The organism is Blautia acetigignens, from assembly GCF_025566865.1.
Lineage (GTDB): Bacteria > Bacillota > Clostridia > Lachnospirales > Lachnospiraceae > Blautia_A > Blautia_A acetigignens.
In genome coordinates this window covers 287,907-300,379 of sequence record NZ_JAOQJM010000001.1, presented here as the reverse complement: position 1 = coordinate 300,379, position 12,473 = coordinate 287,907, and the positions used below count along the sequence as shown (strand labels likewise).

Annotated in this window: 14 protein-coding genes; 13 read left to right on the top strand and 1 reads right to left on the bottom strand. The window is 46.3% G+C overall.

Features of this window, described 5'->3' with window-relative positions; genetic code table 11:
• Positions 1-42: 42 nt before the first annotated feature.
• The 3 genes from OCV70_RS01355 (at position 43) to OCV70_RS01345 (ending at position 2,417) form a co-directional block, all read left to right on the top strand.
• The gene (locus OCV70_RS01355; RefSeq protein ID WP_021926145.1) at positions 43-594 is read left to right on the top strand and encodes a flavin reductase family protein; all 552 of its coding nucleotides are present in this window, start codon (positions 43-45) and stop codon (positions 592-594) included.
• Between the two features lie 27 nt (positions 595-621).
• Positions 622-1,386: a tRNA threonylcarbamoyladenosine dehydratase gene (locus OCV70_RS01350; RefSeq protein WP_021926144.1), complete on the top strand. Its 765-nt coding sequence runs from the start codon at positions 622-624 to the stop codon at positions 1,384-1,386.
• 308 nt (positions 1,387-1,694) lie between these two features.
• Positions 1,695-2,417, top strand: coding sequence for a LytR/AlgR family response regulator transcription factor (locus OCV70_RS01345; protein WP_262579050.1), 723 nt, complete (start codon positions 1,695-1,697; stop codon positions 2,415-2,417).
• On the opposite strand, the gene OCV70_RS20050 is transcribed toward OCV70_RS01345, so the two are convergent.
• Positions 2,392-2,451 carry a hypothetical protein gene (locus OCV70_RS20050; RefSeq protein ID WP_317259443.1) on the bottom strand — a complete coding sequence of 20 codons (60 nt, stop codon included), beginning with the start codon at positions 2,449-2,451 and terminating at the stop codon, positions 2,392-2,394. The genes OCV70_RS01345 and OCV70_RS20050 overlap by 26 nt on opposite strands.
• Between OCV70_RS20050 and OCV70_RS20045 the strand changes: the two genes are divergently transcribed.
• From OCV70_RS20045 to OCV70_RS01300, 10 genes are all read left to right on the top strand, one after another.
• Positions 2,425-2,499 carry a DUF6783 domain-containing protein gene (locus OCV70_RS20045; RefSeq protein ID WP_408610248.1) on the top strand — a complete coding sequence of 25 codons (75 nt, stop codon included), beginning with the start codon at positions 2,425-2,427 and terminating at the stop codon, positions 2,497-2,499. The genes OCV70_RS20050 and OCV70_RS20045 overlap by 27 nt on opposite strands.
• A 20-nt stretch (positions 2,500-2,519) precedes the next feature.
• Complete coding sequence (locus OCV70_RS01340; RefSeq protein WP_262579048.1) at positions 2,520-3,053, top strand: hypothetical protein; 534 nt, start codon at positions 2,520-2,522, stop codon at positions 3,051-3,053.
• Between the two features lie 15 nt (positions 3,054-3,068).
• The gene (bsh, locus tag OCV70_RS01335; protein ID WP_117850778.1) at positions 3,069-4,043 is read left to right on the top strand and encodes a choloylglycine hydrolase; all 975 of its coding nucleotides are present in this window, start codon (positions 3,069-3,071) and stop codon (positions 4,041-4,043) included.
• 207 nt (positions 4,044-4,250) lie between these two features.
• Positions 4,251-6,518, top strand: coding sequence for an endopeptidase La (lon, locus tag OCV70_RS01330; RefSeq protein ID WP_262579047.1), 2,268 nt, complete (start codon positions 4,251-4,253; stop codon positions 6,516-6,518).
• A gap of 159 nt (positions 6,519-6,677) precedes the next feature.
• A complete protein-coding gene (locus OCV70_RS01325; RefSeq protein ID WP_021926139.1) occupies positions 6,678-8,279 on the top strand; it encodes a DUF1002 domain-containing protein in 1,602 nt (533 codons plus the stop codon).
• A 209-nt stretch (positions 8,280-8,488) separates the two neighbouring features.
• Entirely contained in the window at positions 8,489-9,100 is a 612-nt protein-coding gene (locus OCV70_RS01320; RefSeq protein ID WP_021926138.1) for an ECF transporter S component, read from the top strand.
• 197 nt (positions 9,101-9,297) lie between these two features.
• Positions 9,298-10,500, top strand: a complete 1,203-nt coding sequence (locus OCV70_RS01315) for a class I SAM-dependent rRNA methyltransferase (RefSeq protein WP_021926137.1) — start codon at positions 9,298-9,300, stop codon at positions 10,498-10,500.
• Between the two features lie 46 nt (positions 10,501-10,546).
• Positions 10,547-10,960, top strand: coding sequence for a TFIIB-type zinc ribbon-containing protein (locus OCV70_RS01310; protein WP_021926136.1), 414 nt, complete (start codon positions 10,547-10,549; stop codon positions 10,958-10,960).
• Position 10,961: 1 nt separating this feature from the next.
• Positions 10,962-11,816, top strand: coding sequence for a DUF5685 family protein (locus tag OCV70_RS01305; RefSeq protein ID WP_021926135.1), 855 nt, complete (start codon positions 10,962-10,964; stop codon positions 11,814-11,816).
• A complete protein-coding gene (locus OCV70_RS01300) occupies positions 11,800-12,453 on the top strand; it encodes a J domain-containing protein (protein WP_173765981.1) in 654 nt (217 codons plus the stop codon). Before OCV70_RS01305 ends, OCV70_RS01300 begins: the two co-directional genes overlap by 17 nt.
• The last annotated feature ends 20 nt before the right edge of the window (positions 12,454-12,473 follow it).

The window sequence follows — 12,473 nt, the reverse complement described above, 5'->3', positions numbered from 1 at the left end:
ACTTTTTCCATGAAAAGAGAAGAAACAAGCAGGAGGAGAAAAATGAGCAGAGTAAATTTCGGAGTAAAACCCTGGTTATATCCAATGCCGGTACTGATCGTAGCAACCTATGACGAGAATGGCGTACCGGATGCAATGAACGCAGCCTGGGGCATTATCACAGACATGAACGAGATCAGTATCAGCATGGGCGAGCACAAAACAACAGAAAACATTGCCAAGACAGGTGCTTTCACCGTAAGCATGGCAACCGCGGATACCGTAACTGCCAGCGATTACGTTGGAATCGAGTCTGCAGCTAAGGTACCGGACAAGTTTGCGAAATCCGGTTTCCACGCGACCAGAAGCGAATTTGTAAACGCGCCTCTGATCGATGAGCTTCCTATGGCACTTGAGTGTAAAGTGAAAAGCTTCGACAACGGCATTCTGGTAGGGGAAATCGTGAATATCAATGCAGATGAGAGCGTGCTCACAGACGGACGCATTGACCCTGCCAAATTAAAACCAATCAGCTACGATCCGGTGAACAACGACTATCTGGTCCTTGGGGAGAAGGTAGGAAACGCTTTCAAAGACGGCCTGAAATTAAAATAAACCCAGTATACGAGGAGAAAAAATTTTATGTTAAATCAGTTTTCAAGAACCCAGCTGCTTCTTGGAGAAGACGGCATGAAAAAGCTTGCCAATGCAAGAGTGGCTGTGTTTGGAATCGGCGGTGTAGGCGGATATGTGTGCGAAGCTTTGGTACGAAGCGGTGTGGGTGCCTTTGATTTGATCGATGATGACAAGGTGTGCCTCACCAATCTCAACCGCCAGATCATTGCAACCCGCAAAACAGTAGGCAAATACAAGACCGCAGTCATGAAAGAGCGTATGCTGGAGATTAACCCGGATGTGGATGTACAGACCCACAACTGCTTTTTTCTGCCGGAAAATGCAGACGATTTTCCGTTTGAGGACTACGACTATATTGTAGATGCAGTAGATACAGTAACGGCCAAGATCGCCCTTGTAATGAAAGCCAAAGAAAAAGGCGTTCCCATCATCAGCTCCATGGGTGCCGGAAACAAGCTGGATGCAAGCCAGTTCAAAGTAGCAGATATTTATAAGACCAAAGTATGTCCCCTTGCCAAGGTAATGCGCCGCGAGTTGAAGAAGCGAGGCGTGCGCAAGCTGAAGGTGGTATATTCCGAGGAAGTGCCCACAAGACCAATCGAGGATATGTCCATCAGCTGCAGAACCCATTGCATCTGCCCGCCAGGAGCCAAGCATAAGTGCACAGAGCGCCGTGACATTCCGGGAAGCGTAGCATTTGTGCCGTCCGTTGCAGGCCTGATCATTGCAGGGGAAGTGGTGAAGGACCTTTGTGCTGCATCCCCAAAATAAGATTTTATGTTACGGTTCTTTGGAAATATTTCGCGAAAATTCGAAATACAGGTTTCCCAATCCTTACTTGACGCATACAGTTTTTAGTGCTATATTTGGGAATACCAGAATCAAAAAGCTGTTTGTTCTTGCAAGGGAGAGGCTTTTGAAAAGGTAGAAAAAAGAAGATAAAGTTAGAAAAACGCTCTGCAGATGCTCCAGACCTGAGGATTGTGCTTAAAAAAGTGAGAGTTGTGCAGATTTTCTAAAAAGCGGAAAATTTCTGTTATAATAAAAAATGTAAAGTACGAGGAGGCTTTGGGAGAGCTTTGGTAAAAGAAATAGCCATATGTGATGACGTAGAGGTTGAACGATTTGTGCTGCGACGTCAGCTGATGGCGTACTTTCGAACAACCAGTGGGGAGGCGCAGATCCGGGAATTCGTTTCCGGTGAAAGCCTTCTTGCAGAAATCGAAGACGGTTATATTTGGCCGGATCTGATTTTTCTTGATATTTATATGGGTGAGTTGAACGGAATTGATACTGCCAGAAGACTGCGCAAGCTGGGGGTAGAAGCACCCATTATATTTCTGACTGCTTCGCCGGATTTTGCTCTGGAGAGCTATGAGGTGGAGGCATCTGGTTATCTGTTGAAGCCTGCTGATGAGGAGCAGACGAACGCTCTTTTGCAGCGCCTTTTGCGAACAGACCTTCGCAGGCGGATTGCGGTGAAATGCAGGCGGCAGTTCCGATATCCATTTATAGATGACATATTGTATCTGGAAAGTTACCGCCATACAGTGACAATACATATGCTGGATGGTTCTGAAATTGTAACTGTAGATAAGTTAGGTGAGCTGGAGAAGAGAATCGATGACCAGCGTTTTTTGCGTTGCCATCAGAGCTATCTTGTAAATATGGAACACATTGCAGATGTGCAGGAGAATTTTATCCTTCGAAATAAAGCCAGCGTGCCGATCCGGGTGAGGGGACGCAAGGAAGTGGTGGATGCCTATAACGACTACTTTACCAGACAGTCCGCGAAGCGTTAGGGCGTGTCTGAAAAATCATTCCCGCAATCTGCACGCCCCACTTTGCGGCATATTTTGCCCGAATTCAGTTGCTATAGGATAGGAAAGGCGGTACGTCAGTGAATGCATACAGAAGAGAAAAATGAACAGAATATAAGGCAGCAGGAAGCTGTCCACAGGCTGCATGAATGCTGCACAGAGGAAAATCTGTGGAGATGCATTGCAGAGTTTCAGAATACCAGAATGTGGACTGCTTCCGGGCTGCCCTTTCAATATAAACTGAAAGTAGGAAGAAACGGCAGATTTACCAAGGAACTATGGGTAGACAGAAGAGAAGACAGCAAAAGTCTGGCGTGGAGTTCTGTGAAGCTGGCTTTTCACTCTTTGTATGATGCGGAGGCTGAAACAAGCCAGGAAAACATAGAGTGTATGGAATCTATGAAGCATACCGATTACACAGATCAGACAGATCAGGCGGAGGGCACTAGGATCCGGAAATATCATTATAATAAGAAGCTGGTTCTGCGCCCGAAGGCGCTTGGGGATATCCGTGGAATTTCCTATATTTATGCATTGTTTTACAGATTTGAACTGATTGAAGTGCCGGAGAAATCCAGGAAAAAAATGAATCAGGAGCCAAGCGAGGCTATAGAATAAGAGGAGGCAGGCAGCATGTGTACAGCAGCAACTTATAAGACGAAAGATTTTTATTTTGGAAGAACACTGGATTATGAGATTTCTTATGGAGACCAGGTGGTAATTACACCAAGAAATTATGTATTTGACCTGCGCAGCGGCGGTCAGCTGAAAAGCCACTATGCTATGATTGGAATGGCCTGCGTTATGCAGGACTATCCGCTGTATTATGATGCGGTAAATGAGAAAGGGCTTGGGATTGCAGGGCTTAATTTCGTTGGAAATGCCCACTACAATAAACCAGTGGCAGACAAGGATAATATTACCCAGTTTGAGCTCATTCCCTGGATCCTTGGAAAGTGCACAACTGTGAAAGAAGCAAGAGCCCTTCTTGAGAATCTGAATCTTACAGATATCCCATTTATGGAGAAGCTTCCCATGGCGCAGCTTCACTGGATCATTGCGGATAAAGAAGCGTGCATCACCCTTGAGTGTATGGAATCCGGAATGAAGGTTTATGACAATCCGGTAGGCGTTCTTACCAACAATCCGCCATTTGACTATCAGATGTTTAATCTGAATAATTATATGCACCTTGCCGTAGCAAACCACCCAAACACCTTTTCTGACGAGCTGGTCTTAAACCCGTACAGCCGCGGTATGGGCGGCATGGGACTTCCGGGAGATCTGTCTTCCCAGTCTAGGTTTGTGAGAGTTTCCTTTGTGAAAATGAATTCCCTTTCCGGTGATTCCGAGGAAGAGAGCGTCAGCCAGTTTTTTCATATTCTTGGCAGTGTGGATCAGCAGAGAGGCTGCTGCAAGCTTGGGGAAGATAAGTATGAGATTACCTTATACACCTCCTGCTGCAATACGGATAAAGGAATCTATTATTATAACACCTATGATAATCACCAGATCAGCGCAGTGGATATGCACAAGGAAGATTTAGATGGAGAAAAGCTGATATCCTATGCTTTGGTAAAGGGAGAGCAGTTTTTCAAACAGAATTAGAAGGTTTTACCGAATCCTGCGATAACAGCAAAGACCCAATATGAACTTCGGGCAGACAGAAAATTCCATCTTGCAAATTTGCAGACAGGTGTTATAATTGACCTATCATAGAATCAGTGGCGAATTCATATGAGTTCGCCATTTTCTATAAGATTAACCTGGCACTCAATACAACGGAGTGCTGATAAAACAAGGGAGGAAACATGTATGATCACAATACCAGTTTATGAACTTCTTCTTTTGCCGGGAGTTACATTTTTCTTTAAAAAAGATATGTTTCCGAAGGGCAGGATCACAGAAGAAAATATTGGAGAAGAGATTCTCTTTGTGTTACAGAAAAAAGAGATGGTTCCAGAAGAAATTTCCATGGAAAATATTTTTCCGGTGGGTGTGCTTGGAACCATTGAGAGCATAGATGAAGAAGGCAGCATTAAGGTAACGACGAAATGCAGGGTTCAGGTATCATCCGTAGAATATGCAGATGGCGCGGTGCAGGCGGAAGCAGTGGATCTGCCGGACATTCAGGATATTTCTCCAGAAGAGGAGAAGGAGAAATTCGATGCCATCAAGAAAGAACTGATGGATTTTGCCAAAGGTTTTCAGTGGGGCGTCTGGGTGCGCAGCATGATCTATCACTGGAAGAGTTATCCGGAAGCAATCTGCGCTTTGGCTGGCTATATGAGCCTTTCCTGGGAGGAAAAGTACCATATTCTTGAGGCGGATTCCCGGAAAGAGCGTCTGGAGCTGATGGAGCAGGCAGTCTATGAACTGATGGAGATTTTCCGTGTCAGTGAGGAAGCGGAGACTGCACAGAAGAATTCCAGTGAGAAGGTTTACCGCGAGTCCGCCATCAAGAAGCAGATTGAATTTCTGCAGCAGCAGCTGGACGAGATGCATCCGGAGAATATTTCCGATGTACGCCGTTTCGAGAAGAAAATCCAGGAGTCCGGCATGAACGAGGAAGCACGCAAGGAAGCCGAGAAGGTGCTGAGCCGAATGAAGCAGGAGGGGAAAGACAGCCATGAGTACGGAATGCTGTACGATTATCTTGATTTTGTTACAAGCCTTTCCTGGAAAACGGAGGAGTCGGCGAAGATTGACCTTGGTGAAGCGGAGGAAATCCTGGATGAAGACCATTACGGCCTGAAAAAAGTAAAGGAACGTATTATCCAGCAGCTGGCAGTTATGGCCTTAAATAAGAAACAATCCGGTTCCATTCTTCTGTTTGTAGGTGCGCCTGGTACGGGCAAAACCAGCATCGGACAAAGCATTGCCCGTGCCCTTCACCGGAAATACGTGCGCATCAGTCTTGGAGGAATCCGGGATGAAGCTGAGATTCGCGGACATAGAAGAACCTATATCGGCGCTATGCCGGGAAGAATTATGGAAGGGATGAAGCGAAGCGGCGCAGCCAATCCGGTTATGGTGCTGGATGAGGTGGACAAGCTTGCCAAGGATTACGGCGGCGATCCGGCCAGCGCTCTTCTGGAGGTACTGGATCCGGAACAGAACGGAAGCTTTACAGACCACTACATGAATGTGCCGTATGATCTGTCCAACGTATTATTTGTATGCACAGCCAACACTACAGATTCGATTCCGGAGCCTCTTTTGAACCGAATGGAAGTGATCCAGTTCCCTGGCTACACTGCAGTGGAGAAATTCCAGATTGCCAGACGCCATCTTTTGCCCAAGGCAATGAAGAGCATGGGAATCAAAGCCCAGAATCTGAAGGTGAGCGATGACGCAATCCGCCGGATCATTGAGGAATATACAGCAGAGGCAGGTGTACGCGGGCTGAAAAAGCAGATGGATGTGCTCTGCCGCTACGCTGCCGTGAAGCTGGTAAAAGGTGAGCAGAAGAGCATTACAGTCAGCGAGAAGCGGGTTCCAGAGTTCCTTGGAAATAACGGAATCCATCACGAAAAAATTCTGGAAAACCCAGCACCTGGCGTGGTAACCGGTCTTGCATGGACCAGTGCAGGAGGAGAGATTCTGTTCATTGAGACTTCTTTTACCAAAGGAAGCGGAAAGGTGATTATCACCGGACAGCTTGGGGATGTAATGAAAGAGTCTGCCCAGATCGCGATCACCCTTGTGAAATCCCTTTATCCGGATGCGGCAGAGAAGTTTGAGAAAAATGACCTCCACATCCACGTTCCGGCAGGTGCTGTTCCAAAGGATGGCCCATCCGCTGGAATTACCCTGGTGACAGCCCTTTCCTCTCTGGTAACAGGAAAGCCTGCTCCGGCAGAAATTGCTATGACAGGTGAGGTTTCTCTACGTGGAGGGGTTATGCCCATCGGCGGTCTGCCGGAGAAACTGATGGCAGCCCAGCGGGCCGGTGTAAAACATGTATTCATTCCATATGAGAATGTGGACAACCTGGATGATGTGGCAGACGAGGTGAAGGAGAAGCTTGAGATTACCCCTGTAAAGACTGTACAGGAAGTGCTGAAGCAGGTTCTGAAATAAAGGGTAAATTTCTGAATTGGTAAAAACCACCAAAACATATTTTCGATATTTGGACTGCAGCAGTGAATTAATATTACAAAACCAGAAAAAAGTATGCTATAATAGATTCATCAAATAAAAACAGACTCTAATCCGAACAGAAGTTATGGAGGGAAATTTATGAAGAAATCCAAATTATTAGCAGCGCTTGTATGCAGCGCATCCATGTTGATCGGAAGTGTTGTTCCGTCAGTTCCTGCCATGGCAGATGCCATGAAGGTTGTAACATTAGGAGCAGACCTTTCCGAGGATCAGAAGAACACCATGCTGAGATATTTTAAGGTGGATTCCAGCCAGGTGCAGATCATCTATGTTACCAATCAGGACGAGAGAGACCACTTAAGTTCCTATGTTCCGCTGGAGCAGATCGGTACCAGAACCGTAAGCTGTGCTTATGTGAAGCCTACCACATCCGGCGGCATCAAGGTACGTACAGCGAACCTGAACTGGGTTACCTGTAATATGATCGCAAGTTCTCTTTCCACATCCGGTGTAACTAACTGCGAAGTGGTTGCTGCCTGCCCGTTCGAGGTATCTGGCACCGGTGCTCTGACCGGTATCCAGATGGCTTATGAGACAGCCAGCGGTGAGAAGCTTGATGAGACCAAGAAGGAGCTGGCTACTGAAGAGATGGTAGTAACCGGCAACCTTGCAGATTCTGTAGGACAGAATGATGCTACTACAGTCATCAACCAGGCGAAGATGCAGGTAATCGCAGACAATGTGCAGAATGCAGATGACATCTACAACATTGTAGTAAATATTTCCAATAACAACAACGTATCTCTTACAGATGATGAGCTGAACACCATCGTAAGCCTGCTGACCCAGATCGCACAGCAGAATTACGATTATTCCGAAATGCAGGAGACTCTGGAGCGTGTGAATGACAACGTGACAGGTCAGGCAGATGAGAGCACAGCAGCAGACAGTTCCGAGGAAGATCCGGACAGCATTGTAAATGACGTAGATCAGAGTGCTCTTGGAGACAATGTAATCGAGAGTTCTACAGAGGACCCGGGACTTGCTGAAGAGACTGGCGCTTCTGACAGCAGCGACAGTGAAGACTGGGAAGAGTATCCGACAAGTGATGATTCTTCTGACAGCAGCGATGCAAACACAGAGGATGCTGCAGCTGACACCTCAGATGGAACCGATGAGTCTGGTTCTGATGAGATTACCGATATTTCCCAGCTGAATGCAGATTTCCTGGATGAGGATGCCCAGGCAAAATTCGAGAAAGCCAAGACTTTCTGCCAGGGTGAGTATGAGGGTGATGAGGATGCGCTTCGTCAGGTTATGGGCGATGATGCAGCTGCACTTGTAACACTGGATTCTGATACAGCCAATAAGCTTTCCATCCAGGTTCTTGAGAAATACCTTGGAATCCTTGGCAATGGAGCAGTTACTTACTCCGCAGACGGCACAGAGAAATACATGACTCCAGAGCTGAATATGCTGGATGAGCAGCTGAAGAAGCTTTTCGGAATTGATATCATTGATGACGGTTCCTCTATCGAGGATATCGATATTCTGGGTGCAGATGTATCTGACGAGGATAAGGATACCTTATACAAAGACACTATGAAGTTCTTTGAGAATCTTTACGGTGAGACAACAGACAGCGCAGAATACAGCGATGCAGTTGTAGATGACAGCGCAGCTGATGGGGCAGGAGAGGATTCCTATTCCGAAGACACAATTGAGGATGCTGCTGAATAAACAGGACAACTGTTTTGGGGAGACTTTGGTCTCCCCTTTTCTTATAGGGGAAAGAGATTCTGCCAGGATGGAACTTGTGGAAGTGCTTTACAATTAAACTGACCATGCAAAAAAGTTTGAAAGTGGCTATTGGCGAGAAGACAGTATGTGGGTAAGATAGTGCTGATTATACAGGAACAGTATTTTGGTCCAGGAAAGGCAGAGAAACTATGAACAAACAGAACACTACCGTTATGAAACTTGCAGAGACAGCTCTTCTTGCTGCACTTTGCTACGTATCTTTCACATTTTTGCAGATTAAGATTCCGGTACCTGGCGGGGATGCGACTTCCCTTCACATTGGAAATACCTTCTGTGTACTTGGAGCACTGCTTCTTGGCGGCTGGTACGGCGGCCTTGCAGGAGCAATCGGTATGACCATCGCAGACCTTATGGATCCGGTTTACATTACAGGAGCACCGAAGACCTTTGTGCTGAAGCTTTGCATCGGCCTGATCACAGGACTGGTTGCCCACAAGCTTGCCAAGATCAATGAGACCAATGACAAGAAATACGTTTTCAAATGGAGTCTGATCGCATCTATCGCAGGTCTGGCATTTAATGTAGTTGCAGATCCGGTTGTTGGATACTTCTACAAACAGTACATTCTGGGACAGCCTCAGGAAGTAGCAAGCATTCTTGCAAAATTAAGTGCAGGCGCAACCTTCGTCAATGCGATCGTATCTACCATCCTGGTAGTTATTCTTTACAATGCCATCCGTCCGGCGCTGATCAAGGCGAATCTGATCGATGTCCATGTAATGGCATCTGCTAACAAATAAATATAAGAACTTCTATACTGGCTTCAGATTTTGCAGTGCAGAATCTGGAGCCATATTTTTTCCTAAGTTCATTTTTATAAAAATTTAAGATTAATGAAATTTCTGTGACTTTGCCCTGGAGACGCTGGAAATACTGGTAAATTGAAACATTGTGTGCTAAAATGATAGCTAAATCGCAAAAGCAAAGGAGAAATGCTATGAGTCTGGCAGTAGTAACCCTGAAAAAGGGAGAGGGACGACTTTTAAAATCCGGCGGCATGTGGATTTTTGATAATGAAATAGCTTCTGTAATGGGAAGCTTTGTAAATGGAGATATTGTTCTTGTTCATGATTTTGACGGCTATCCGCTTGGAAGGGGATTTATCAATACCAATTCCAAAATTGTGGTACGTCTTCTTTCCAGAGACGAGAATACAATGATCGATGAAGAATTTTTCGAGAAGAGAGTTTGGGACGCATGGGAGTACCGTAAGAAGGTGACGGATACCTCCAGCTGCCGCGTGATTTTCGGAGAGGCTGATTTTATCCCGGGATTTGTTGTGGATAAGTTTTCTGATGTGCTGGTGGTACAGTCACTTGCTCTTGGAATTGACCGCTACAAAGAGATGCTGGTAGAACTTTTGAAGAAGGTTCTGGCAGAAGATGGAATCCAGATCCGCGGTGTTTATGAGAGAAGTGACGTGAAGGTCCGCAAGCAGGAAGGAATGGAGCCATACAAGGGATTTATAGGTGAAGAATTTTCAACTCTGGTGGAGATCGTTGAGAATGGCGTGAAGTACCAGGTAGACGTAAAGGACGGACAGAAGACAGGATTTTTCCTGGATCAGAAGTATAACCGTCTTGCCATCCAGAAGCTTTGCAAAAATGCAAGAGTGCTGGACTGCTTTACCCATACCGGATCTTTTGCACTGAATGCAGGATATGCGGGCGCTAAGGAGGTTACCGGAGTGGATGCTTCCCAGCTTGCTGTGGATCAGGCAACAGCCAATGCGGCACTGAATGGTCTTTCTGATACGGTGAAGTTTATCTGTGAGGATGTGTTTGACCTTCTTCCGGCTCTTGAGGAGAAGGGGGAGAAGTATGATGTGGTGATTCTGGATCCTCCGGCCTTTACCAAATCCAGAAGCTCCATTAAGAATGCAGTAAAGGGATACCGCGAGATCAATCTTCGTGCCATGAAGCTTGTAAAGGACGGCGGATTTCTGGCAACCTGCTCCTGTTCTCATTTTATGGATTATGAGCTTTTTACACAGACCATCGGACAGGCGGCTAAGAATGTGCACAAGCGTCTCCGTCAGGTAGAGTACCGTACCCAGGCACCGGATCATCCGATTCTGTGGTCCGCAGATGAATCCTATTATTTGAAATTTTATATTTTCCAGGTTTGCAGCGACAGATAGTCTGGAGCTTTTTTTAACATACTCTGATAAGAAAGAAGGTATTTCATTGAGAGAAAAATTTATCCGGTTTATGCAGGGACGAAACGGAGTTGACCAGTTTTCCAGATTTACTATGGGAGTGGCACTGGTTGCAATCGTGCTGACTTTGTTTACAGGAACCAGAAATGGACTTGGGGCGTTCCTGGACATTCTGGGAATGGCAGCTCTTGTCTATACGTATTACAGGATTTTTTCCAAGAATATTTCCAAGCGCTATGCAGAGAATCAGAAATATCTTTCTGTTTCCGCCAAGTATAGATCCTGGTTTCAGAAAGAGAAGCGCATGATGAGCCAGCGTAAGGATTATCATATTTACAGCTGTCCGGGATGCGGCCAGAAGATCCGTATTCCAAGAGGCGGCTTTAAGAAAGTGGAGATTGAATGTCCGAAGTGCCATACCAAATTTATAAAGAGGCGCTGATATGTTTGGATATATTGTAATGAATAAGCCGGAGATCAAGATGAAGGATTTTGACCTGTACCGATCCTTTTACTGCGGACTGTGCAGGGAACTGCGGGAAAAATACGGAATCTCCGGTCAGATTACACTGAGCTACGACATGACTTTTGTGATCCTGCTTCTTTCCGGGCTTTATGAGCCGAAGACTTATAAGGGGACTACCCGCTGCATCCTTCATCCGGTTCGGAAACAGCCGGTGAGGAAAAGTGAGGTCACAGAGTACTGCGCAGATATGAATGTCCTTCTTACTTATTACAAGTGTCTGGACGACTGGAAGGACGACCGGAAATATGTGAAGCTTGGCTATGCGAAGCTTCTTGAGGGGAAAAATAACCGCCTTCTTAAGCTTTATCCGGATAAGGCGAAGCGGATCGCAGAGCTTCTGGATGAACTTGGTGAGCTTGAGAAAGCAGGGGAGACAGATGTAGACAAAATGTCCGGTATTTTTGGCCATATTATGGAGGAGATTTTTGCCTACAGACAGGACGAGTGGGAGAGAAGCCTTCGCAGAATGGGCTTTTATCTTGGCAAATTCATCTATCTTCTGGACGCATATGATGATGTGGAAGAGGATGTGAAAAATGAAGATTACAATCCTTTCGCACAAAAATATACAATGGAAGGGTTTGAAGAGGAAGTACGCCGGATTCTTCTTATGATGATGGCAGAAACCTGCAGAGAATTCGAGAAGCTTCCTATTATTAAATATGGGGATATTCTTCGGAACATTTTATATTCCGGCGTGTGGTGCCGCTTCGAGGAAGTGAGCAAAAAGCGCAGGGGAGAACGGGAGAAAGAGCATGTTAGATCCATATAGCGTACTGGGAGTTTCCAGAAATGCGACAGACGAAGAGATAAAAAAGGCATACAGAAAATTAAGCCGGAAGTACCATCCGGATGCAAATATCAACAATCCCAATAAGGATCAGGCAGAGGAGAAATTTAAGGAAGTCCAGCAGGCGTACGAGCAGATCATGAAAGAGCGGGAGTACGGAAGTGCCGGCGGCACCTCTGGCGGATACGGGGGATATGGCGGTTTCGGAGGATTTGGCGGCCAGCAGCGTCAGAGCACTTACGAGGATGAAGAGAGTGTCCGCAGACGGGCAGCAGCCAATTTTGTTCAGAGCGGACATTATCAGGAAGCCATGAATGTACTGAATTCCCTTTCCCAGAAGAATGGAGAATGGTATTATCTTTCCTCCATGGCGAACATGGGTATGGGGAATAATGTGAAGGCGCTGGAGCAGATCCGCGAGGCTGTGCGCCTGGAGCCAAATAACCAGCAGTACCGCATGCTTCTGAACCGTATGGAAGGCGGCGGAAGCTGGTATGAGACACAGCAGGGACCTTTTGGAGGAATGCCGGCGGCAGGGGATGACATGTGCCTGAAGCTTTGCCTGGCAAATGCCCTTTGCGGAATGTGCTGCCCTGGAGGCGGCGTGCTCTGCTGTTGATAAAATTTCCTGAAAGGGTT

Excerpts from the sequence above, each read along its gene's own strand:
- OCV70_RS01340 (WP_262579048.1), top strand. The coding sequence starts at position 2,520 with ATGCATACAGAAGAGAAAAATGAACAGAATATAAGGCAGCAGGAAGCT.
- lon (WP_262579047.1), top strand. The coding sequence starts at position 4,251 with ATGATCACAATACCAGTTTATGAACTTCTTCTTTTGCCGGGAGTTACA.
- OCV70_RS01315 (WP_021926137.1), top strand. The coding sequence starts at position 9,298 with ATGAGTCTGGCAGTAGTAACCCTGAAAAAGGGAGAGGGACGACTTTTA.
- OCV70_RS01325 (WP_021926139.1), top strand. The coding sequence starts at position 6,678 with ATGAAGAAATCCAAATTATTAGCAGCGCTTGTATGCAGCGCATCCATG.
- OCV70_RS01305 (WP_021926135.1), top strand. The coding sequence starts at position 10,962 with ATGTTTGGATATATTGTAATGAATAAGCCGGAGATCAAGATGAAGGAT.
- OCV70_RS01300 (WP_173765981.1), top strand. The coding sequence starts at position 11,800 with ATGTTAGATCCATATAGCGTACTGGGAGTTTCCAGAAATGCGACAGAC.
- OCV70_RS01350 (WP_021926144.1), top strand. The coding sequence starts at position 622 with ATGTTAAATCAGTTTTCAAGAACCCAGCTGCTTCTTGGAGAAGACGGC.
- bsh (WP_117850778.1), top strand. The coding sequence starts at position 3,069 with ATGTGTACAGCAGCAACTTATAAGACGAAAGATTTTTATTTTGGAAGA.
- OCV70_RS01320 (WP_021926138.1), top strand. The coding sequence starts at position 8,489 with ATGAACAAACAGAACACTACCGTTATGAAACTTGCAGAGACAGCTCTT.
- OCV70_RS01355 (WP_021926145.1), top strand. The coding sequence starts at position 43 with ATGAGCAGAGTAAATTTCGGAGTAAAACCCTGGTTATATCCAATGCCG.